Consider the following 22,016-nt stretch of genomic DNA (forward strand, 5'->3'; position numbering starts at 1 on the left):
GCATTTGTCCGCAACCTCCCGCGATTGCAGACAGTTGGGAGCCGCCGCCACGCATGGCTTTTCAGAAAAATATTGGTTGCTTGACCAAACAATCACATACTCCTTGACAGAACGATGACGACATTGCATGTTTCACATGTTTCGGGCGTATTTTTGACATGTCCGAAATTGACGGAAGCGTACCATGACCCGGCCTTAGCGCCAAGGTGACAAGGAGAATTGATGCGGATTGCGTGTGTTGGCCCTTCTGATTCCATAGCGGTGATGCAGGAAGCTGTGGAGCGCTACTTCCCCGACGTGACGTTTATCATGTACGTCCGGGAGAAGACCGAGGATTCGTGGGAAGTGCTCGAATCCTGCCAGCGCGAGGCCGACGGCATTCTGTTTTCCGGTATTGGTGTGCAGGAGGCCGCCAAGGCGCGCGGCATTGTCACCAAGCCGTATGCGCACATCCCGCGCGGGGCGTACAGCCTGATGCGCGTGCTTTCCGAAATTTCCCGCAGCGGCCTGCCCCATGGCCGCATCAGCATTGACGTTGTGCTGGATAATGTCCTGCACGAGGTCATCCGCGAGTTCGGCATTTCTTTCGATAAAATCCACTCCATGCCTTTTGCCATCCACCGCCGCGAGGACGACTACCTTGAACGGCATCTTGACCTGTACCATTCGGGCAAGGTGGATGTGATGGTCACGGGTTTTGGCTCCGTGTACCACCAGCTGTCGGGCATGGAGCTTCCGGCCTTTCGTATGTACCCCAGCGCGCTGCAGGTGCGCGAAACGGTGGAGCGCCTCATCGGCATGATTGACGCCCGCGGTCTGCGTTCGGCTGGCATTGCCATCCAGAACGTGAAGCTCAACGGCATCAGTCAGGATTCCATCAATCAGTACGACGACATGAAGAACAAGGGGCGCTTCTATCTGGAGCTTCTGGAGTATGTTCGGGCGATTCAGGGAAGCATCTTCAATTTCGGCAAGGAAGAGTACGTCATCTTCTCCACGCGCGGCGTCATTGAGAGCGAGGTCCATATGGACATGTTCCGCCGCCTGCTGGAGTGGGGCCGCCGGAACAATATTCTTTTTGCCTCGGGCATTGGCATTGGCGGAACGGCCTTCGAGGCCGAAAAGTCGGCCCGCAAGGCGCTGAGTAATGCCATTCGCCTGCCGCAGGGCGGGCTGTTTATCGTCAATGGCGATCATATGCGCGGACCGGTGGGCGAAGAGGGTGAGATTGCCTTTCGGACACGGGTTTCGGACGAGGCCTCGCTCAGGGCCTCCCGCGAGATTGGCATCAGCGCCAGCCATGTGGAGAAAATCCGCGCGCTGATGGACAAGACCGGTAAAGACACCTTCGACTCGGGCGACCTGGCCGCACGCCTTGGCATAGGCGAGCGCAGCGCCCGTCGTCTCTTGAAAAAATTCCTTGATAGCGGCTACGCCGAGCTTGTAGGCAAGGAAACGGCCCACCATGTGGGGCGTCCGAAAAACGTGGTACGGATTCTTTTGTAACAGGGTCTTTTACGGCCATTTTCGGACATGTTTGTGACATGGCCGAAAGAAGGCCGGAGGGATGGGCCCGCGTTCAACAGGGAAAGGGGTGGCACACAACACGAGGCAGCAACGAGAACAGAGGGTTTGATGTTGGGGATGCATCACATGGGGCTTTGGTTTGAGGCTCCAACGCGCAGGTGGCTGCCGTGGTGGTGCGAGGTACACAGATTTTTAACGTTGTAGGGATGACTTATGATGGAAGCAATTAAGAACGTCAAAGTGCACCTTTTGGTGTTGGCGCTCGTTGTGGGTTCGGAGTTCATCGGCATTTTGGGCTTTAACGTTGGCCCCGGCAAGCTGGTGCTGTTGCCGATGTTGTACGCCGTGTTCATCGGCACATTTCTTGGCCCGAAGTTTTTGAAAGTGGTCAACGACAAGGACATGCTGAACGCCAGCTCCCTTGTCAGCCTGACCCTGATGCTGCTCATGGCGCGCTATGGCACGCTGGTGGGCCCCAAGTTTTTTGAGATTCTGAAGGCCGGTCCCGCGCTTATTCTGCAGGAGTTCGGCAACATTGGTACGCTGCTGATTGGTATTCCGCTGGCCATGTTCATCGGCCTGAAGCGCGAGTCCATCGGTGCGGCGCACTCCATCGCCCGCGAGCCCAACGTGGCTCTCATCGGCGAAGTGTACGGCCTGGACTCCGCGGAAGGGCGCGGCGTTATGGGCGTGTACATCTGTGGCACGGTCTTCGGCACCATCTTCTTTGGCCTGACCGCCTCCTTCCTGTCCATTCTGGGCGTTTTTCATCCGTATGCTCTGGCCATGGCCTCCGGCGTTGGCAGCGCGAGCATGATGACGGCAACCGTCGGCAGCCTGAGCGCCATCTATCCTGACATGGCTGAAAACATTCAGGCCTTTGGCGTTGCCAGTAACACCTTGTCCGGCCTGGACGGCGTGTACATGTCCATGCTCATTGCCCTGCCCATGTCCAACAAGCTCTACAGCCTGTTGTACCGCCTGAAGTTCGGGAAGACCCAGGAGGCCTAGTCATCATGAATAGCATTGTTGAATCCGCTATTGTTCTGCTGCTTGTCGCTGCCATCACTCTTGTCGGCAACAGCATTGGCTACGACTTTGGAATCGTTGAGGCTATGCCCGGCATGGCCGTCCTTTTTGGGATTTGCTTGGCTGGTATTCTGGCCAACCGCTTTGTGTGGAAAAAGCTGCCCACGGTTTTGTATGTCATCACCTTTGGCATGATTGTGACTCTGCCCGGCTTCCCCGGCGCTGAAACCTTTACTGCTTGGGTGAGCAAGGTGAACTTCCTCGCCCTGACCACGCCTATCCTCGCGTACGCTGGTGTTGGCATTGGTAAGGACCTTGACGCGCTCAAGAAGACCGGTTGGCGCATCGTGGTGGTCAGCATCTTTGTCATGGCTGGCACCTACATCGCCTCCGCTGGCATTGCCCACGTCGTGCTTAACGCTTTGGGAGAAATCTAAATGCCCCTGCATCCTGAGATTGAGGCCCGTTTCGACGAATTGAAAGCCATTCGTCAGTATCTGCATACGTGTCCGGAAATTGGCACCGATACCAAGGAAACCTGCGACTACATCAAGGCCCGCCTTGACGAATGCGGCGTGGATTACGAGGACATCGGCGAGAACTCCGTTCTGGCAAAGGTTGAAGGTCGCGCCGCTGGCAAGACCGTGGCCTTCCGCTGCGATATGGACGCGCTGGAAATGCAGGAAGAGACGGGTCTGCCGTACGCCTCCAAGACGGACGGCAAGATGCACGCCTGTGGTCACGATGGCCACACGACGACCCTTTTGGCCTTTGCCGGCTATCTGGCAAATCACCGCGACTTTGACGGCACGGTTCTGCTGCTGTTCCAGTCCGGTGAGGAAGGCTTTGGCGGGGCCAAAAAGGTCATCGAAGACGGTTTGTTCGAGAAGTACAGCATCGACTACATGTTCGGCTACCACAACTGGCCTGCACATGGAGAAGATAAGGTTGTCATCCACATGGGTGCGGCCATGGCTTCCGAAGACCGCTTCACCGTCCGCGTGACCGGCCGCAGCGGCCACGCTTCCGTGCCGCATGGATGCATTGAGCCCTTCGCCGCTGTGGCGGACATCATAAAGGGCGCGCAGTCCATCATCGCCCGCAAGGTCGATGCGCACGAGAAGGCCGTCATCAGCATCACGCAGGTGCACGGCGGCAGCGCGTTCAACATCATCCCCGATGATGTGCTTATCTGCGGCAATGTCCGCACCTGCGACGACGCGGTGCAGGACCTTGTGGAACAGTCCATTGGCGAAGTGGTGGAAGGCGTTGCCAAGATGTACGGCGTCACCACCGAGCTGACCTACACGCGTAAGCACCCGGTGCTGACCAACTCCACCCCGGAGCTGGCCGTGGCCGCTGCCGAGCGTGTGGTGGGCAAGGACAACGTCTGCACGGACGTTCTGCCCGCCATGGGCTCCGAGGATTTCGCCTTCTACCTGCAGAAGACCAAGGGGTCCTTCCTGTGGGTGGGCAATGGCGTGGATTCTCCTGTGCTCCATAACAGCAAGTATGACTTCAATGACCACGGCATGCTCATTGCCGCCAGTGTGTTCATTGAGCTGCTTGAGGAAGTCCTGTAACCGCCGCGGAGAGACGACGTATGGATTCCTTGAAGGAACTCTACAAGCTGGGCAACGGTCCATCCAGCAGCCATACCATGGGACCGCAAAAGGCCGCCCGTCTGTTCCGGGAGCGTACGCCCAGTGCGGCGCGCTACCGGGTCACGCTGTACGGCAGCCTTGCCGCCACGGGCAAGGGGCACCTGACTGACTGGATTATCGAGGAGACCCTGAAGCCGCTTCCGACGGAAATCGTCTGGCAAGCGGACGTGGTGAAACCGTTCCACACCAACGGCATGTACTTCGAGGCGCTGAGCGAGCAGGGCGAGCTTATCGACCTGTGGGAGGTCTACAGCGTGGGTGGCGGCACCATCGCCGAAGCCGGTCAGAATGACCGGGGAGCGCGCAATGTGTACCCGCATACCAAGCTGATGGACATCATGCGCTACTGCCGCGAAGAGAACATCGAGCTGTGGGAATACGTGGAGCGGCACGAGGACGAGGACCTGTGGCCGTTTTTGAAGGACATCTGGCAGGGCATGTGCGAGAGCATAGAGGCCGGCCTTGGCAAGACGGGCGTTTTGCCGGGGTCCCTCAAGTACCCGCGCAAGGCCAAGTCGTTCTTCAAGAAGGCGCGGCTGCAGTCCAAGCGGTTGCGGTCCACGGGCATGACCTTTGCCTACGCCCTTGCTGTCTCGGAAGAGAACGGCTCGGGCGGACGTGTGGTCACGGCGCCCACCTGCGGCTCTGCCGGGCTGGTTCCGGCCGTGCTGCGTTCTCTCAAGGAAGAGTACGACATCAGCGAAGACGAGATCCTCCGGGCGCTTGCCATTGGTGGTCTTGTCGGCAACCTGGTGAAGGAGAACGCCTCCATCTCCGGTGCTGAAGTCGGCTGTCAGGGCGAGGTTGGTACCGCGTGTGCCATGGCCGCCGCCATGACGGCCTATCTCTTCGGCGGAACGCTGAGCCAGATCGACTATGCGGCAGAGATGGCCCTTGAGCATCATCTGGGCATGACCTGCGACCCCATCGGGGGCTACGTGCAGGTGCCCTGCATTGAGCGCAACGCGGTTTCGGCTGTGCGCGCCATCAATGCCGCTGAATATACGCTGTTTACGGACGGCGAACACTGCATAAGTTTCGACCAGGTCGTGGTGACCATGGGAGAGACGGGCCGCGATTTGAAATGCGGCTACAAGGAGACCTCCCTGGCGGGGCTGGCGAAATATACGCCGGACTGCCGTTTCCAATTGTAGGAGGGAGCGCCTCCGCGCCGCGTCCGCCCAACTGTTGGGGTTGTGGAGCGGACGCGGTTTGCGCAGAAGTGGGTGGATGCAAGCCCCACCCGCATGACAGGCCCGGAGGAGCAATCCTCCGGGCCTTGTTTTGTGCTATTGGGACGGGTGTTGTCGCGGAGCGCCGCTGGAGTGACGGCGTGTTGGTGTCTGCGCGGCATGCTGTACGCCGCTTGTGGGGCAGGCACGCGTGGGCGGCGGATGCGTGATGGAACGCGCCTGCGCCGCCGCGTAACGTGCCGCAGTGGATGTACTTTTTTTGCGTATGAGTTCCCCTTGCCGTGTGGTTGTGGTATCGTTTGCCCACTCTCTCCTGCAATCCTACTGTGAGGACGGTTGGTTATGGATATTCGCGGCAAACGGCTTCTGGTCATTGGTGGTGGGGGATTCATCGGCTCGCACGTTGTGGACCTGCTGACGCGGGAGGACGTGGCGGAGGTCCGGGTGTTCGACAACTTCTCGCGTGGCAGTGAGGAGAACCTGCGCGACGCGCTGCGGGACCCGCGGGTGAAGGTTTTTGAGGTGGGGGGCGAGCTGCTCCAGCGTGATGTGCTGTCCGCCGCCATGCAGGGCATAGACGGCGTGTTCCACCTTGCGGCCCTGTGGCTGCTGCACTGTCAGGATTATCCGCGCTCCGCCTTTGAGGTGAACATCGGCGGCACCTTCAACGTGCTGGAGGCCATGTTGGAGCGCGGCGTGAAGCGGCTGGTCTACTCCTCGTCCGCCTCGGTGTACGGCGACGCCGTGGCTGAACCCATGACCGAGGACCATCCCTACAACAATACAAATTTCTACGGCGCGACCAAGATTGCGGGCGAGCACATGTGCCGCGCCCTGCACCACCGCTACCACGGCACGGCCCAGCATTTTGACTATGTGGGCCTGCGCTACATGAATGTCTATGGTCCGCGTCAGGACTATCATGGCGCGTACATCGCCGTGATTATGAAGATTCTGGACCGTCTGGATAGAGGCGAGCCGCCGCAGGTGTATGGCGACGGCGCGCAGTCCTACGATTTTGTGTACGTGGAGGACTGCGCACGGGCCAATGTGGCCGCCATGAAGGCCGAGGCCACGGACCGCTTCTACAACGTGGGTACGGGCATCAAAACATCCATCCGCGAACTGGCGGAGCGCATTGTGGATGTGGTGGGTGTGGACGCGGCCATTGAGTATTTGCCCGGCGGGCAGACCTTTGTGAAGAACCGGGTGGGCTGCCCCGAGCGCGCGGCCAAGGAGCTTGGCTTCCGCGCCGGTGTGGGGCTGGCGGATGGGCTGAGGCAACTGGTCAGCTGGCGGGCGGCGCATATGCAGGACGTGGAAAGGAGGCGGCGCGATGCGGGACTTCAATGACACCGAGCGCATCCCCCTGACGCGCCCGGCCATTACGCAGGCCGCGCGGGAACGCGTGATGGCCGTCCTTGAAAGCGGATTTTTGACCGAAGGCGCCGTCACGCGCGAGCTGGAGGAGAAGTGGGCGCGGTTTACGGGCGCGCGTGAGGCCGTGGCCGTTACGTCCTGCACCACGGGGCTGGAGCTTGCGCTACGGTGCATGGGCATTGGCGCGGGCGATGATGTCATCGTGCCGGATTACACCTATCCGGCCACGGCGCTGGCCGCGCTGTCCCTTGGCGCGACGGTGACGGTGGTGGATGTGTCGCCCCGGACCATGCTCATGGAGCCGCAGGCCCTGTGGGACGCCGCCGGGGAGCGGACCCGCGCCGTGATTCCGGTGTCGCTTTTTGGCAATCCGCTGGACGGGGCGTGGCTGGCCGCCGCGCGGGAGCGGGGCCTCGCCGTTATTGAGGACGCGGCGTGCAGTCTTGGAGCCATGTGGAACGACCGCCACGCCGGGCTGGATGCCGACGTTGCCGTGTTCAGCATGCACCCGCGCAAGACGCTGACCACGGGCGAGGGCGGCATGATTATCACGCAGGACGGCGCACTGGCCGCGGCCCTGCGCTCCGCTAAGCATTTTGGCATGGAGGCCGTGGCGGGTAGTCCGCGCCCGGCCTTTGTCCGTGACGGGACGAATTTGAAGCTGTCCGACGTGCTGTCGGCCATGGGCGTGGCGCAGATGGATGTGCTGGATGAACTCTTGGCCCAGCGCCGCCAGCTGGCCGAGCGCTACACCACCGTGCTTGCTGAGATGCAGGGGGTCACGCTGCCGACGGTGACGCCCGGTGGCCGCCACGGCTGGCAGACCTTCGCGGTGTGTGTGGAGCGGCGCGACGCGGTGATGGACCGCCTGCGCGCACGCGGGGTGGAGGCGCAGATTGGTACCTACGCCCTGCATATGGAGCCGGTGTTTCGCGGGACGGACCGGGTGCGCTTTCATGGCGAGATGCGCGGCAGCGCCCGCGCTTTTGCCACCTGCCTCGCCTTGCCGCTGTTCCCGGGTATGACCGAGGCCCAGCAGGACCGCGTGGTGCGCGAGTTGCGCCGCGCGCTGGATGCCTGCGCGGCCGGGGCGGCGTCCGCATGAGCGTATCCGCGGCCAGTGTGGCGCGCGATGGGCGGGGGACGCGCTGATGTGCGGCATCTGCGGTATGGTGGATTTTCGCGGCGCGCCCGTGGTGCCGGATGTGCTCAGGCGTATGACGGACGCCCTTGCTCATCGGGGGCCGGACGGGCGGGGCGTCTTCATTGATGGCGACGCCGGGCTGGGGCACAGGCGGCTGGCCATCCTTGACCTGACCCCCGCCGGACGCCAGCCCATGACCACGCCGGACGGGCGGTTTACCCTTGTCTACAACGGCGAAGTGTACAACTACCGTGAACTGCGCGCCGAGTTGGAGCGGCAGGGCGCGACCTTTGTGTCGCAGTCGGATACCGAAGTGGTGCTGCATTTGCTCTCGCAAGGCGGGCCGCAGGCGCTCAGCCGCTTGAACGGCATGTTTGCCTTGGCGCTGTGGGATAGCCGGACGCGGCGGCTGCTGTTGGCGCGCGATAGGTACGGCATCAAGCCCCTGTACTGGACCATGGCCGGGGGCACTTTTCTGTTTGCCTCGGAGCAGAAGGCCATGCTCCGGCATCCCGCCTTCTCGCCGCGCCTCGATACCGAATGCCTGCTGGAGTATTTTACTTTTCAGAATATGTTCACGGACCGGACGTTTTTTGACGGTGTGCGTCTGTTTCCGCCCGGTTCGTACGCGGTGGTGGACGTGCGCCGCCCCGGCGCGGCGCTGTCGCCCGTGGCGTACTGGGACTACGACTTCCGCGAGCCGGACGTCCCGGCGGACGAGGGCGAGTATTTGGAGGAGCTGGAGCGTCTTTTTGCGCAGGCGGTGACGCGCCAGCTGGTGAGCGATGTGCCCGTTGGCGGCTACCTGTCCGGGGGGATGGACTCCGGCGCCATTACCGCCGTGGCCTCGCCGCGTTTGCAGGAGATGCGCACCTTCACCTGCGGGTTCGACATGCACTCGGCGTCCGGGCTGGAATTTGGCTACGACGAGCGCGAACTCTCGGAGCTGATGTCCTACCTCTTTCAGACCGAGCACTACGAGATGGTTCTCAAGGCGGGCGACATGGAGCGCGTCATGCCCCGGCTGGCCGCCGCCATCGAGGAGCCGCGCGTGGGGCAGAGCTATCCGAACTACTACGTGGCGCAGCTGGCCGGAAAGTTCGTGAAGGTGGTCCTCTCCGGCACGGGCGGGGATGAACTCTTTGGCGGGTATCCGTGGCGCTATTACCGCGCCGTGGTGAACCACGACTTTGAGGCGTACGTGGACAAGTATTACCTCTTTTGGCAGCGCCTCATTCCAAACCGCGCCATCCAGAGCGTGTTCGCCCCCATCTGGAAGGATGTCTCCCACGTGTGGACGCGCGATATCTTCCGCGATGTTTTCGGCCGCCGTCCGCCGCGTCTTCTGTCGCCGGAGGAGTACGTAAACAGCTCGCTGTACTTTGAGGCGCGGACCTTTTTGCATGGGCTTTTGGTGGTGGAGGACAAGTTGACGATGGCGCACGGGCTGGAAATGCGGGTGCCGTTTTTGGATAACGACCTTGTGGACTTTGCCATGCGTTTGCCCGTGTCCATGAAGCTGGGCAATCTGGGCGAGGTGGTGCGCATCAACGAAAATGAACCCGGCAAGCTCCGCCGCTTTTACGCCAAAACCCGCGACGGCAAGCTGCTGCTGCGCAAGATGATGGCCAAGCTGGTGCCGCAGGAGATTGCAGGCGGGGTGAAGCGCGGCTTCTCCGGCCCGGACGAGGCGTGGTTTAAGGGCGAGAGCCTTGAGTACGTGCGCCGTACGCTCCTTGGCCGCGACGCCCGCATTTATGACTATATGGACCCGGCGGCGGTGCGCGCGCTGGTGGAGGAGCATCTGGACGGACGCACGAACCGGCGCCTGTTTATTTGGTCGCTGCTCAGCTTTGAGTGGTGGCTGCGGACCTATTTGCCCTAGGCGCAGACCGGGCGGCGCGTCCTGCGTCTGGCCTGGTGTCCTTCTGTACAGCGCTTTTCTCTGTTTCCCTCTCTGTCATGGCTTTGGGGCGCGTCCGTGAGGTCTGCGCCGCTAGGGCGTGCTCTCCTCCGAGCCGTTGTAATCCAACAGAACAAGGGTGACGTCGTCGCGTGGGGGGACGCCGTTGCCAAAGGCCATAACGTCCTGCACCACATGCTCCACCATTTCCGGCAAGGGCGCGTCGCGGTGGGCGGTGAGCGCCTGCGTGAAGCGTTCCATCTCGTAGAAGTCCTGCTCGGCGTTTTGGTGCTCGGTGATGCCATCGGAGTACATGGCGATGCGGTCCCCCGCGGCGAGGGTAATTTCGCCCTCGGTAAAGGGCAACGCGCCGCTGAGGCCGATGAGCGGGCCGCCCTTGTCCAGCAGGGCGGTGCTGCCGTCGGCGCGCAGTACAATAGGGGGCGGGTGCCCGGCGACAGAATAGCGCAGGGTGCCTGTGCGGATGTTGAGCACCATGTAGAGGATGGTGAAGAACCGGTTGCCAAAGCGCGCCATGGGGAATTGCCGGTCCAGAAAGTCCATGACGATGGCCGGGGGCAGAATCTCCCACCCGCGTTGGGGCGGGGGCTTGCGCCGGGCAAGGTACTGCGGCTCCAGCACCTGCGAGACGGAAACCGCCACCAGCGCGGCGGGGACGCCGTGCCCGCTGACGTCCAGCACGTAAAAGGCGTAGTGCTCGTCGTCCAGCTGCACAATGTCGAAAATGTCGCCGCCGATGTGTTCGCTGGGCATAAAGTTCCAGTGGATGTCAAAAAACGGCGTCTGCGGCGGCGCTGGCGGGATGAGGCTTTTTTGGATTTCCGCCGCGGCCCGCAGGTCTTCCTCCAGCCGCGCCTGCTTGTGGCGCAGGTCGTTTTCAATGAGGCGGCTGTGGGTGACGTCGCGGATGATGCCCTGCACCACCTGACGGCTGGGATATTCAATGATGTTGGCGGTTATCTCCGCCCAGAAGGTTGTGCCGTCCTTGCGGCGCAGTTGGGTCTCAAAGTGTGTGCTTCCCTCGCGCGCCACGTGCTTGACGGCGTTTTTCCCTTCGTGCTTCGTCTCGTTCGTACTCAGAAAAGTGACGTGCTGGCGGATCATCTCCTGCCGGCTGTAGCCGAACATGTCTTGCGCCTTGACGTTCACGTCCAGAATCTCGCCCTCGGGAGTGTGGATGATGATGCCGTCATTGCTGTGGCGAAACAGCGCGCTGTAGCGCTCTTCACGTTCTGTCAGGCCCATCTCGATGAGCTTTTGCCGGGTGATGTTCCGGCGCATGATGATGTAGTGCGACGGCTCGCCCAGCGCGTTGGTCATGGGGACGATGGTTTGCTCCTCGTGGTAGATGCCGCCGTCCTTGCGGCGTGAGGCTATCTCCCCCGTCCATGTGCCGCCGGAGCGGATGGTGCTCAGGATGCCTTGGTAAAATTCTTCGTCATGCTCGGGGGAGCGCAGCACCTTGCCCCCCGTGCCAAAGACCTCGTCTAGCCCGTAGCCTGTGGTCTCCGTAAACATGGGGTTCACCCAGATGATGCGCATATCCGCGTCCGTGATGATGATGGAGTAGGGCGCGGTGATAAGGGCGGTCTGGTACAGCTGAAACTGCTCAAAATCGAATTGGTCCGGCAGGTCGCGGATGCCCAGCATGATAACTGGGCCGTGTTCGGTCATAAGGCGCGAGCCCGTGACCTCCACCGTAACAATGCCCGACGGCGTGGTGAGGTTCACCACCTCGCGCGTGGCGGTTTTGCCTTCAAGCAGGGCGGAGAGGGGGTGCGCCGCGCGGGGGAGGACGGCGGCGTCCTTGCGCATGGGCAGCAGTCTGGCAATGTCGCGCCGGACAATGTCGCTCTGCGCCTGCTGCGTCAGGGCGGCAAAGGCCGCATTGCACCAGATGCCCTGCCCGTTGGCCCCTACAAGGACAAAGGCGTCCTCAAGGCTGTCAAGGGCCTGCTGGAGCAGGCCGAGGGTGAGGCTGGGGGCGGTGGGCGTTTGCGGCTGAGACATAGTGGCTCCTTATGGACGAAGACGAATCGTCAAGGGAGTATACCACACTGCGCCCTGTGGCGCGCAAGGGGCGCGTGTTGTGCTGTGGGCCAGCTGGCCCGGCGAGCGCTTAGGGGAGAATGGGGCGCGGCGGCGTGGCGTCTGGCCGGGCAAAAAGGTAGCCCTGCACAAGGTCTGCGCCGTTGTCCCTCAGCCACAGCCACTCCTCGCGCGATTCCACGCCCTCGGCAATGATGCGCACCTTGAGCTTGGCCGCAAGGTCCAGAAGATTCTTGGTGATAACGGCCTTGTACGGGTCGGCGTGCACGTCGCGCACGAGTTCAAGGTCCAGCTTGATGTAGTCCGGTTGCAGCTGCGCCAGAAGATTCAGCGAGCTGTATCCCGCGCCGATGTCGTCAAGGGCCACGCCAAAGCCGCGCTCCTTGTAAAAGGAGAGAATTTTGACAAGGTGCTTGGTGTCCTTGACCTGTTCGGACTCCACCACCTCAAAGGTAATCTGCTCCGGACGCAGGTTGTATTTGTTGATGGCGGCAAAGGTGGTTTGCAGGCAGAATTCCGGCGCGTAGATGGCGGTGGGGATGAAGTTGATGAAGATATTGCCGGTAATGCCCGCCATGGCTGCCCCGCGTACCGAGGCAAGGCGCGCCGCGCGGTCGAGGTTGAACATAAGGTCCGCCGCACTGGCGATGGAGAACATCTCGCCGGGCATGATGAGGCCGTCTTTGCCTTCGCCCCGCAGCAGGCACTCGTACCCGAAAACCTCGGCAGGGTCGGCGCAGGAGACGATGGGCTGGAAGTGGGTGACCAGCTTGTCCGCCTGAAGCAGGTCAATAAGCCACTCCCCCTGAATGCGCGAGGTCAGCACCGACAGCGGCTCCATCTCTGTGAGATGATAGACCGTGAATTCGTCCTCTTCGCCAAGGATAAGGCACTTGGTGTCTTCCTGTTCCGCAAAGCTGAGGGTGCAGAAATATTTTGAGCACAGGTTCTTGAGGTCGTTCTTGTGGAAGGAAATGACGTAGATGTTGGGCAGGGGCTGTTCATAGCGAAAGCCCAACGAGGTGAGAAAGCTCTCAATCACCTGCCCGGTGTGCGAAATGGGCGGGACAATATACAGCACGCCGCGCTCGGGCAGGGGGGAAGGAAGCGTTTCACAGCGGCTGCATGTGCCGTGTTCTTGGTCCTGATGGGGCATGCGTGGCTCCTTGCGCGTCTGGTTCGTGCTCAATAGTATTATGACTATCGGAATTGCACTTTTCCGTCCAGACTGGGCAATGCGGATGGGTGCCCACGCGGCAGTCCGGGCCACTTTGCATGCCGGGGCTGGCGTGGTAGCATCGCGCCAATATTCAAGAGGAAACAAGACAGTAAAACAGGGAGAAGCGCCATGCAAAAGCTCGAACGCGACTACAAGGGCTGGACCATCCGCCTGACGCCGGACGGTGAATTGTGCTCGGAATTCGCAATGGTTCTGCTCAATCCCGAGGGCGAAGAGGTGAAGCACGTCAAAGCCGCCGGCGCCACTGAGGACCGCGCCTTTGAACGTGGGCAGGAAATGGTGGATATGGAACTCGCCATCGCCGGCCAGCAGTAGCCTCGCCCCCTGCCTGGCGGCCCTGAAAACACACGGCGCCGCCCACGCGCCAAAGCGCAGGCGACGCCGGAGTGTGCTGGTATGGGCGCTGGCGGTGTTTACGCCTTGGCGCTTTCCTGCGCCGTTGCGGCAACGGAGGCCGCTTCGGACAGGAAGGCGTCCAGCCGGTCCGTGAGGTCCTGCAGGGAGTCGAGGCACAGGTGTTCATTGGGGCCGTGCTGGCTCATCTCGCCCTGCGCGCCCCATATAACGGCGGGGACGCCGCTGTCCGTCAGGAAGCGGGCGTCGCTTGCGCCGTGGGCGAATTCGGCCTCAAGGCCGGGGTTCTGCGCACGAAGCAGGTCCAGATAGGGGGACGCGCCCGCGTAGAACATGGGCTCGCGCGCCAGCACTTCAATGGTGCCGTGGGTGGCGGCGTCCATTTGGGCCAGCAGGTCGTCCACATCGTCATGCTCGGTGTAGCGGATGTCGATGATGGCTTCTGCTGTGCCGGGGACCTTGTTGGCGGCGTCCTTGCCCGCGCGGACGATGCCGAAGTTCATGGTGCGGTGCCAGTGGGCGTCGTCGTCCCCCATGGGGAAGAGCGCCTTCAGGGCCGCGTAGTCCTCCACCAACAGGTCAAAGGCGCTTTCGCCCAGCCACGGGCGCGCGCCGTGGGCGGCGGTTCCGTGGGTGGTCAGGCGCACATCAAGAATGCCCTTGCCTTTGGTGACCACACGCTGCGGCGCGCCGCCGTCGATGGCAATGCTGAAATCCGTGGAGATGCGGCGCAGAACCTTGCCCGCGCCGTCGTGCCCGCCGCGCTCCTCGTCGCCGGTAAACAAGAGGCCGAAGGGCATGTCCGCAAGGCTGCCTCCGGCGGAGCGGATGGCTTCCAGATGTTTTTTGAACAGCGTCAGGGACATGGCGACGGCGTATTTGTCGTCAATGCTGCCGCGGCCGTAGAGGTTGCCGTCCTTGATGACGGGAGTGAACTGCTCCTCGCTGTCGGCCGCGACGACGTCAAAGTGGGCCATGAGCAGCACCGGGGCGTAGCGCTCCTTCGGCAGGGCGGCGACGCAGGGCACGCCGTTGAAGGAAAAACGCTCCGGCCGCACACCAAGGGCGCTGATGTATTCCGCAATGGCGTCGGCGCAGGCCGTGATGGCCTCCGGGTGCGCCGCCGTGGACGGAATGCGCATGAGGTCTTGGGTGAGGTCGAGGATGTGTTGCACGTCGTCGGAAAGTTGCATGCTTGTGCGCCTTGTTGCTGCGTCGTGGTGTCCCGCTGTGTGGGAGGGGCGCAGGTTGTGGTGAGCGATGGTTTGGGGCCGGCCAAGGCCTTCACGAATAGCCCTTTTGCGCAGGCCCTGCAAATGCCTGAAACGGCAGTATTGTCGCTTTGCGGACGGTTTTGACATTCTTTCAAGACAAAAGGATACCAGTCACTTGCCAAACAGGGCCCCCTTGGGGCAAAGAATTGCGGCACAGGTTACACCGAGCAAACCTTGAAACGGGGATAGAATGGGCTACACGAATTTGCAGGATTGTCTGAGCGACCTTGAGGCGCGTGGCGAACTGGTCCGCATCGATACCCAGATGGATCCGTCCATCGAAATCGGAGCGGTGCAGCGCCGGGTGTTTGAAGCCGGAGGTCCAGCGCTCCTGTTTACCAACGTCAAGGGAACCACGTTCCCCATGGCGGCCAACGTCTTTGGCACGTTGGACCGCGTCCGCTACATCTTTCGCGACACCTTGGACACCGTTGAGCGCCTTCTTAAGCTCAAGGTGGACCCTTTTGCCGCGTTGAAGCGGCCGTGGCAGTACCTTGGCGCGCCCCGCGCCATGTGGAACTCCATGCCCCGTACGGTGCAGGAGGGGTCTGTCCTCGCCAACACCACCACCATCAGCGAGTTGCCGCACCTGAAGTCGTGGCCTATGGACGGCGGCGCCTACGTCACCCTGCCGCAGGTCTATACCGAAAGCCCCAAGAAGCCGGGCTACGCGCGCTCCAACCTTGGCATGTACCGCGTACAGCTCACGGGCAACGACTTTGAAAAGGATCAGGAAGTGGGCCTGCACTACCAGATCCACCGCGGCATCGGCCACCACCACGCCGAAGCCATCGACCGCCGCGAGCCGCTGGACGTCAACGTCTTTGTCGGCGGCCCGCCTGCCATGACCCTTGCGGCCATCATGCCCCTGCCCGAAGGCATTGCGGAGCTGTTGTTTGCTGGCGTGCTGGGTGGGCAGCGCATGCGCATGGTGCGCCGGGGCAAGGAGCTGCCCATCCTCGCCGAAGCGGATTTCTGCATCTGCGGCAAGGTGTACTCCACGCACCAAAAGCCGGAGGGGCCCTTTGGCGACCACCTTGGCTACTACAGCTTAAAGCACGATTTTCCCGTCCTGCATGTGGAGAAGGTCTACCACCGCGACGGCGCGGTGTGGCCGTTTACCACGGTGGGTCGTCCGCCGCAGGAAGACACCATGTTCGGCACGTTCATCCACGAACTCACCGCCGAGCTTGTGCCATCGGTCTTTGCCGGAGTGCACGAGGTCCACGCCGTGGACGCCGCGGGCGTGCATCCGCTGCTGCTGGCCATTGGCAGTGAGCGCTACGTGCCCTACGCCGAGGAACGCATCCCGCAGGAGCTGTTGACCTGCGGGCTGTCCCTTCTTGGCAACACGCAGACGTCGCTGTCCAAGTATTGCCTCATTGCCGCGCGCGAGGACGACGACGCCCTGACTGCGCACAACGTGCCGGGATTCTTCCGCCACATGCTGGAGCGCACGGACTTTACCCGCGATCTGCATTTTATCACCAGAACCACCATGGATACGCTGGACTACTCCGGCATCAGCCTGAATCAGGGCTCCAAGCTCCTTTGGGCGGCCACCGGCCCGAAGCGGCGCGACCTTGCCTATGAGTTGACCGGGCATCTGCCGCTGCCGGAAGGCTTTAGCGAGCCGCGCGTCTTCGCCCCCGGTATCCTTGTGGTGCAGGGACCGGCCCACGACAAGGGGCGCGACCAGCACGACCCGCGCATGCGCGAGCTTGCGGAGGCGCTGGAGCACGCCGAGGGGCTGGACGGCTTCCCGCTCATCGTCGTGGCGGATGACAGCAGCTTTACCGTGGAGGACTGGAACGCCTTCCTGTGGGTGACCTTCACCCGTTCCGACCCGGCCACGGATATGTACGGCGTGCATGAGTTCACGCACTGCAAGCATTGGGGCACGCGCGGTCCGCTCATTGTGGACGCCCGCCTCAAGACCTACCACGCTCCGCCGCTGGAGCCGGACCCGGATGTGGAAAAGCGGGTGGACGCCCTCGGCGCGCCCGGTGGACCACTGCACGGCATCATCTAAACGCACAGCGCCGCGGCCCGGATTCGGGTCGCGGCGCTTTTTCGTATGGGGGACGGGCGTGGTTGAACGGTGTCGGTGGCCAGTCCGGCGCGGTGTGATGCTGATGCCCCTCCATGCCAACCAGTGCGGGGCGGAGGCAGAACGCGGGCGGCGCGCAAAATGCCGTTAAGGGATGCGTAATCATGGAGCAGGCACCGCCCCGTATCCCGCCTGCTGTAAAGAAGGCTCCGGCGTGATGTACACGGCCCCGAAATGCCGCTATGCTGAATGCATATCTCCCCCGCGCGAGTCTTGTGCATGGAGGTGCCTGTGAGAGCGGCTCTTTATTCTGCGTTTGCCGCAGTTGTCATCACATTGTACAGCGGCAAGGTCTGCCCGCTTCTGGAGGGGCTTGCGGTTTGGAAGCTGGCGGTGCTGATTAGTCTTCCACTGGCGTTGTGTTTAGGCCTGCGGCAGTGGCTGGAGCCTCTTGTTGTGGATGGCAGCGCGGTGCGCTTGCGGCCGCTGCGGCAGTTTCGGCTGGATTTGGGCTTGTACGTCATTGCGGGGCTGGCGTCCGGGATTGGCGGCGCTGTGCTGTTTGGGTTCTCGTTTCTTTACAGCGGGTCCAAGGTGGTGCTGGGGATGCTGACCGTTGGGGTATTTGCGGCGCTGGACCTTGCCCTTGCGCGAGAGCGCGGCGTAGTGCGCAGCGCCACCCGCACCTATGGCCTGATGCATGCTCCGGCGCATTTTTCGCCGTTGGCGCGGCGCGTTGCCTTTGTGGCCATGGTGGGCGGGGGACTTGCGACCTGCATTCTGCTGCTGGTGACTATGGGCGACCTTGTCTGGCTGGCGGATGTGGCCGGGGAGGGCGCGTCGCCCGTGGATATGGCGTACGCGGTGCTCAAGGATATTGCCGTGGTGATGGGCGTGTTCCTTGTGGTGCTGTTGAATCTTCTCTTTTCGTATTCCCGCAATGTGAAGCTGCTGTTTGGCAACCAGACCAAGGCCCTTGCCCGCGTGAGCGAGGGCGATTTGGACGTGTGGGTGCCTGCCATGACCAATGACGAGTTCGGCGTTATTGCCGCGCACACCAATAGGATGATTGAGGCACTGCGGGGCAGGATGCGGCTGGTGGAGGGGATGTGCACGGCCCGCGAGGTCCAGCAGGCTGTGCTTCCCGATGCACCGCCCTCGGTGCCGGGGCTGGATATGGCGGCCATGGGGCGCTTTCATGGCGAAATGGGCGGCGGGTATTACGACTTTGTCCGCGTGGGGGCGGGGGAGAACGCGCGCGTTGGCGTGGTGATGGGCGATGTGACGGGTGGCGGCATTGGCGCAGCGCTACTGATGGCGTCGGTACGGGCTGTGGCGCGCATGCGTCTGGAGCATGCGGGGGCGCTGGCAGATGTGCTGCGGGAGTTAAACGCCTTTGCGGCCCAGAATCCGCACGGCACCGGACGTGTCCGGGGGCTGTTTATGCTGCTGGTGCGCGAGGCGGACCGTGAACTGACGTGGGCGGGGACAGGCCATGGCGCCGCTTTTCTCTATGACTCCGCCTCAGACTCTTTCCGCGAACTTTCGGGCGGCGGCGCGCCTCTTGGGGCGGCGAGGGACGCCGAGAGCCGTGAGGCCGAGGGAGCGCGGCTGGATGCGGGGCAGGTGGCGCTTGTGACGGGGCATGGGCTGTGGGGGGCGGTTAATCCCCATGGGGAGATATTCGGCAAGGCCCGCCTGCGAGAGGTAATCCGCCGGAACGCCCACCGCAATGCGGCGGAAATGGCGCAAACCATACTGGACGCCGTGGAGGAATTTACCCACGACGCCCCGCACCGGGACGACTTGACGCTGGCGGTAGTACGCGCCGCTGGAGCGCTAGCCGAGAAGCCAGCCGAACGCCCGGACGCGGAGTCAGACGGGTTGCCGGATGAGCATCCGGGCGAGTAGCCAGCCGAGGATCCAGCCGGGCTCCTGCGTCCGCCACGGCGGGCGGTCCTGTGCGCTGTTGAACAGTGTTCCGCCGTAGGAAAATGTAAGCCCTTCGCGGGTGAACGTCTTCTGCCTGCATACCTTCTCGGCGCTGTCCTGCGCCGGGGTATTGTCTGAGCCTGCACCCATAAGCCACGCGCGGGCTCCCGCGCGGACGGCATCAGGGACCGGAGTCTTTGCTTGGCCCTGCGTGCGCCGCGTGTGCTTCCTTGTAGAGCGGGGCGCTTGAGGTGGGTTGTATTCAGGCGCGTTTGCTCCACGAGTGGCCGCGGCGGTCCACAATGTCCTGCATGGTGTCGTTCATGATGGCGTAGGCGACGCTGATGTCGTGGTGGTTCAGGACGTATTCCCGCGCCGCCGCGCCAAGGCGTGAGCGCAGGTGCGCGTCATCCGCCAGGTGACCGATGGCCGCGCCAAAGGCCGCCTCGTCCGTGCCCGGGACAATGCAGCCTGTTTCACCATCGCGGATTACCTCCTTGGCGGCTGCTGTCTCGGTGGCGACCACGGGCAGCCCGCAGCTTTGCGCCTCCAGATACACCATTCCAAGTCCCTCGGTGCGGCTGGGAAAGGCAAAAATATCCGAGCCGCTAAAGACCTCGTACAGCTTGGCGCGCGGCATCATGCCCAAAAAGCGCACCTTGCCGGGCATGAGGTTGACGGCAAGGCGTTCCAGCCTGTCCCGTTCCTTTCCGTCGCCAGTGACGATGAGCATGATGTCCTTGCCCTTTTCGCGCAGGGCGGCGCAGGCACGGATGACGGTTTCCACACCGTCGGCCTTGACGCCCGGGCGCATCACCGCCGCCGTGGTGACGACAACGCTTTCCCGCGCGCCCCAGCGGCGTCGATATTTTTGCCGCATCAGCATATCCGGCCGAAACAGGCGCACGGGAATGCCGGGACGAATCTGGGTTAACCGCTCCGGCGGCAGGATGCGCTGGAGCGGCTCCATGTCTGTCGTTTTGTTGACGAAGATATGGTCCGCCGCCTTCAGGGCGCGCAGGTTCAGGAGAGAGCCGGGCAGGGTTTTGGGCGAGCGTTTGCGCTCTGCGGCGTAGGCGCCGGAGAGGATGAAATAGGGCAGGCCCATGCGGGCCAGACGCGGTCCCAGCAGGTCCGGAGATTTGTAGAAACTGTGGTAGGTCAGCCAGGCGTGGATGCCCTGCGAACTGCACGTCCGCCGCGCAAGGATGTATTCCAGCAGGGCGTCGGGCCAGCGCCACGGCTTCCAGTAGAGCCAAGTGGTCTCAAGGGGCGAGATGACCGAGGTGCTGTGTCCACTGCGGACAAGGAATTCCATGGCGTCGCGGGCGATGGTCACATCGCTGGAGATGCGGGCGTGGTTCAGTGGCTTGAACGGGGCGTAGAAGGCTAGACGCATCATAACGGTGGCTGTGTGTCCGCTGTGTTGCCGCGGGCGGGCGCGGGGTCATTTGCCGGAGCGGGCCGGGGTATGCCGCCGCGCTCGAAGGCGCGGGCAAGCTCGGGAGCGAGCTTGCGGTTGTCGAGAATCCGTTCCACCTGTCGGTGCAGGGGCGCTCCCCTCGCGGGGAGCCGATGCCGGGAGAGGGCATCTCCTCGTTTGCCCTCGGGAAGTGACGGCGGATGTCCTGCGCACAGGGCCGCCGTCGCCCAGAACATATGAAAATGCCATACGCTTTTTCTTCTGTAACGCCAATGCGTGCAGCGCGTCTAGTCGCCCTTTCTTGGGCGCACGGCGCGCCATGGTCATGATGCGGCAGGGCGCGCAGGCGCGGGGCCGGACCTGTGCGTAGGCGGCTTGGTTCAGGCCTTGTCCGGCATGAATTTGCAGTGCAGGTCACACGCCGCAGGAGTGCAGCGCAAGGCTTATGCGCGGCGGCGGGCAGGGGGCGTCGCACTCAATGGCGCGGGCCGTTTTGGTCAGGCGTGCGCCGGCGCCGTATTCCGGCAGGGCGCGGCAGATGCTGATGGCTTGCTCGCGTTTGCCAAGGGCGGCAAGGGTGGCCGCAAGGTTTGCCGTGAATGTGGGGTTGCCCGGTTCGTTTTTGAGCGCCATGGCAAAGTGCCGCTCCGCTTCAGACAGGTTCTGGCGGTCAAATTCGATGACGCCAAGGTTGTTGGCGGCAGGGGAGAGCGAGGGATTCAGGAGCAGGGCGCGGGTGAAGGCGGCTTTGGCCGTTGAGGTGTCGTTGACGAGGCTGTAGCGCAGCCCCTCCACCATGGCGCGCTGCGCGTCATTGAGCACCACATGATCCAGCCCCCGGCAGGGGCAGCGCGACACGCGGCAAGGCTCGGGCGCGTCGTTCAGGCGGACGTCGTCAAGGATGTTGCCCATGATGGTCATGTCGCCGGAGCAGCGGTAGACCGTTCCGTCCGGTTCCATGCGGATGAACGTCCGTCCGGCATTGCAGGGCACGCCCTTGAAGTTGAAGAGCATTTTTCTGCCGGCATCCGGCGTGCCCGCGAAGATGCGCTTGGCTGCGGAGCTGTAGGCGGCGGGGTACTTGTGTCCATCATGGACGCCCTTGAAGGGACGCGGCACCAGCGTAATGCCGTGGCGCTTGAAGAACCGCGCATCCTCCGGGTAGCGCCGGACAAGGGTGGGATGCAGCACGTAGTTCACCTTGACCCGAAAGCCCCGCTTGCGCAGTAGGCGCACGTTGTCGATGAATTGCTGCGTCCCGCCGATGCGCTCGCGCTCTTCAATATGCAGGGAGGCGTGAATGTCCTGCACGCGCTCCGGCGGCACGGTGTCCGCCAATTCGCGCACCTGTTCCGTCAGGCTGAGGTTGGTGTCTAGGGTCAGCCGGTGCGTCTTTGCCAGTGTGCGGCAGACTTCGGAAAAATTGGGGTACAAAAGCGGTTCACCGCCTGTCATGAAGATGCCCCATTGCTTCCCCGTTGCGTCCAAAAAGGATTGAACTTTTTCCGTTGGAATCAGGGGGCGCTCCGGAGGCGTGGTGTGCGGGAAGGAGCAGTAGGCGCACTGCAGATTGCATGCGTGCGTCATGTCCCACGTGAGATTGTGTGTATCTGGTTTCATATGATGTATGTGCAATATTTGGTAAAAAATGTCCAATCGCTGCGTGGGGTGGTTGGGTTCGGTGCAGGCGGGTGGCGGCAGTGATGGGGCGTCATGGGGCGGCACAGGCCGGAGCCTGAGCGGGCAAGGGGCCTCTGAGGGATGCCTTGGGCGGCGTGGACGCGCCAAGACCGGACAAGGGCTGGGCGCGTGGACCAAAGGACACGCGCGACG

General features: G+C 62.7%; 17 protein-coding genes. 11 read left to right on the forward strand and 6 right to left on the reverse strand.

Features of this window, described 5'->3' with window-relative positions; translation table 11 throughout:
- Nucleotides 1-222: 222 nt before the first annotated feature.
- The 8 genes from ACYQ2T_RS16650 (at nucleotide 223) to asnB (ending at nucleotide 9,822) form a co-directional block, all read left to right on the forward strand.
- Complete coding sequence (locus ACYQ2T_RS16650) at nucleotides 223-1,506, forward strand: hypothetical protein (RefSeq protein WP_459901990.1); 1,284 nt, start codon at nucleotides 223-225, stop codon at nucleotides 1,504-1,506.
- A 234-nt stretch (nucleotides 1,507-1,740) separates the two neighbouring features.
- A complete protein-coding gene (locus ACYQ2T_RS16655; protein WP_459901991.1) occupies nucleotides 1,741-2,538 on the forward strand; it encodes a DUF3100 domain-containing protein in 798 nt (265 codons plus the stop codon).
- 5 nt (nucleotides 2,539-2,543) lie between these two features.
- A complete protein-coding gene (locus ACYQ2T_RS16660) occupies nucleotides 2,544-2,993 on the forward strand; it encodes a hypothetical protein (RefSeq protein WP_459901992.1) in 450 nt (149 codons plus the stop codon).
- The gene (locus ACYQ2T_RS16665; RefSeq protein ID WP_404845235.1) at nucleotides 2,994-4,139 is read left to right on the forward strand and encodes an amidohydrolase; all 1,146 of its coding nucleotides are present in this window, start codon (nucleotides 2,994-2,996) and stop codon (nucleotides 4,137-4,139) included. It abuts the gene before it with no gap.
- Nucleotides 4,140-4,159: 20 nt separating this feature from the next.
- Complete coding sequence (locus ACYQ2T_RS16670; RefSeq protein WP_459901993.1) at nucleotides 4,160-5,374, forward strand: L-serine ammonia-lyase, iron-sulfur-dependent, subunit alpha; 1,215 nt, start codon at nucleotides 4,160-4,162, stop codon at nucleotides 5,372-5,374.
- A 381-nt stretch (nucleotides 5,375-5,755) separates the two neighbouring features.
- On the forward strand, nucleotides 5,756-6,766 hold the full coding sequence (locus tag ACYQ2T_RS16675) for an NAD-dependent epimerase/dehydratase family protein (RefSeq protein WP_459901994.1): 1,011 nt from the start codon (nucleotides 5,756-5,758) through the stop codon (nucleotides 6,764-6,766).
- Nucleotides 6,750-7,898 carry a DegT/DnrJ/EryC1/StrS family aminotransferase gene (locus tag ACYQ2T_RS16680; RefSeq protein ID WP_459901995.1) on the forward strand — a complete coding sequence of 383 codons (1,149 nt, stop codon included), beginning with the start codon at nucleotides 6,750-6,752 and terminating at the stop codon, nucleotides 7,896-7,898. The genes ACYQ2T_RS16675 and ACYQ2T_RS16680 overlap by 17 nt, the downstream gene beginning before the upstream one ends.
- Before the next feature lie 46 nt (nucleotides 7,899-7,944).
- Nucleotides 7,945-9,822 carry an asparagine synthase (glutamine-hydrolyzing) gene (asnB, locus tag ACYQ2T_RS16685; protein ID WP_459901996.1) on the forward strand — a complete coding sequence of 626 codons (1,878 nt, stop codon included), beginning with the start codon at nucleotides 7,945-7,947 and terminating at the stop codon, nucleotides 9,820-9,822.
- A gap of 111 nt (nucleotides 9,823-9,933) precedes the next feature.
- Here asnB and ACYQ2T_RS16690 read toward each other — a convergent pair whose 3' ends face one another.
- Both ACYQ2T_RS16690 and ACYQ2T_RS16695 read right to left on the reverse strand, forming a co-directional pair.
- On the reverse strand, nucleotides 9,934-11,871 hold the full coding sequence (locus ACYQ2T_RS16690; protein ID WP_459901997.1) for a SpoIIE family protein phosphatase: 1,938 nt from the start codon (nucleotides 11,869-11,871) through the stop codon (nucleotides 9,934-9,936).
- Between the two features lie 109 nt (nucleotides 11,872-11,980).
- Nucleotides 11,981-13,066 (reverse strand): EAL domain-containing protein, encoded by a 1,086-nt coding sequence (locus ACYQ2T_RS16695; RefSeq protein ID WP_459901998.1) that lies wholly within the window; start codon nucleotides 13,064-13,066, stop codon nucleotides 11,981-11,983.
- A gap of 192 nt (nucleotides 13,067-13,258) precedes the next feature.
- Here ACYQ2T_RS16695 and ACYQ2T_RS16700 point away from each other — a divergent pair, with 192 nt between their 5' ends.
- Complete coding sequence (locus tag ACYQ2T_RS16700) at nucleotides 13,259-13,465, forward strand: hypothetical protein (RefSeq protein ID WP_404845242.1); 207 nt, start codon at nucleotides 13,259-13,261, stop codon at nucleotides 13,463-13,465.
- A gap of 98 nt (nucleotides 13,466-13,563) precedes the next feature.
- Here the strand turns inward: ACYQ2T_RS16700 and ACYQ2T_RS16705 are convergent, their stop codons facing one another.
- Complete coding sequence (locus ACYQ2T_RS16705; protein ID WP_459901999.1) at nucleotides 13,564-14,697, reverse strand: M20 family metallopeptidase; 1,134 nt, start codon at nucleotides 14,695-14,697, stop codon at nucleotides 13,564-13,566.
- 271 nt (nucleotides 14,698-14,968) lie between these two features.
- Between ACYQ2T_RS16705 and ACYQ2T_RS16710 the strand changes: the two genes are divergently transcribed.
- Together ACYQ2T_RS16710 and ACYQ2T_RS16715 are read left to right on the forward strand one after the other, a co-directional pair.
- Nucleotides 14,969-16,810, forward strand: a complete 1,842-nt coding sequence (locus tag ACYQ2T_RS16710) for a UbiD family decarboxylase (protein WP_459902000.1) — start codon at nucleotides 14,969-14,971, stop codon at nucleotides 16,808-16,810.
- A gap of 309 nt (nucleotides 16,811-17,119) precedes the next feature.
- On the forward strand, nucleotides 17,120-18,739 hold the full coding sequence (locus ACYQ2T_RS16715; RefSeq protein ID WP_459902001.1) for a PP2C family protein-serine/threonine phosphatase: 1,620 nt from the start codon (nucleotides 17,120-17,122) through the stop codon (nucleotides 18,737-18,739).
- On the opposite strand, the gene ACYQ2T_RS16720 is transcribed toward ACYQ2T_RS16715, so the two are convergent.
- The 3 genes from ACYQ2T_RS16720 to ACYQ2T_RS16730 all read right to left on the reverse strand — a co-directional run bounded on the left by ACYQ2T_RS16720 (nucleotide 18,704) and on the right by ACYQ2T_RS16730 (nucleotide 21,770).
- Entirely contained in the window at nucleotides 18,704-18,910 is a 207-nt protein-coding gene (locus ACYQ2T_RS16720) for a hypothetical protein (RefSeq protein ID WP_459902002.1), read from the reverse strand. The genes ACYQ2T_RS16715 and ACYQ2T_RS16720 overlap by 36 nt on opposite strands.
- 112 nt (nucleotides 18,911-19,022) lie before the next feature.
- Nucleotides 19,023-20,162 (reverse strand): glycosyltransferase family 4 protein, encoded by a 1,140-nt coding sequence (locus tag ACYQ2T_RS16725; RefSeq protein ID WP_459902003.1) that lies wholly within the window; start codon nucleotides 20,160-20,162, stop codon nucleotides 19,023-19,025.
- Nucleotides 20,163-20,597: 435 nt separating this feature from the next.
- The gene (locus ACYQ2T_RS16730; RefSeq protein WP_459902004.1) at nucleotides 20,598-21,770 is read right to left on the reverse strand and encodes a radical SAM protein; all 1,173 of its coding nucleotides are present in this window, start codon (nucleotides 21,768-21,770) and stop codon (nucleotides 20,598-20,600) included.
- Between the last annotated feature and the right edge of the window lie 246 nt (nucleotides 21,771-22,016).

Source organism: Desulfobaculum senezii, from assembly GCF_054657395.1.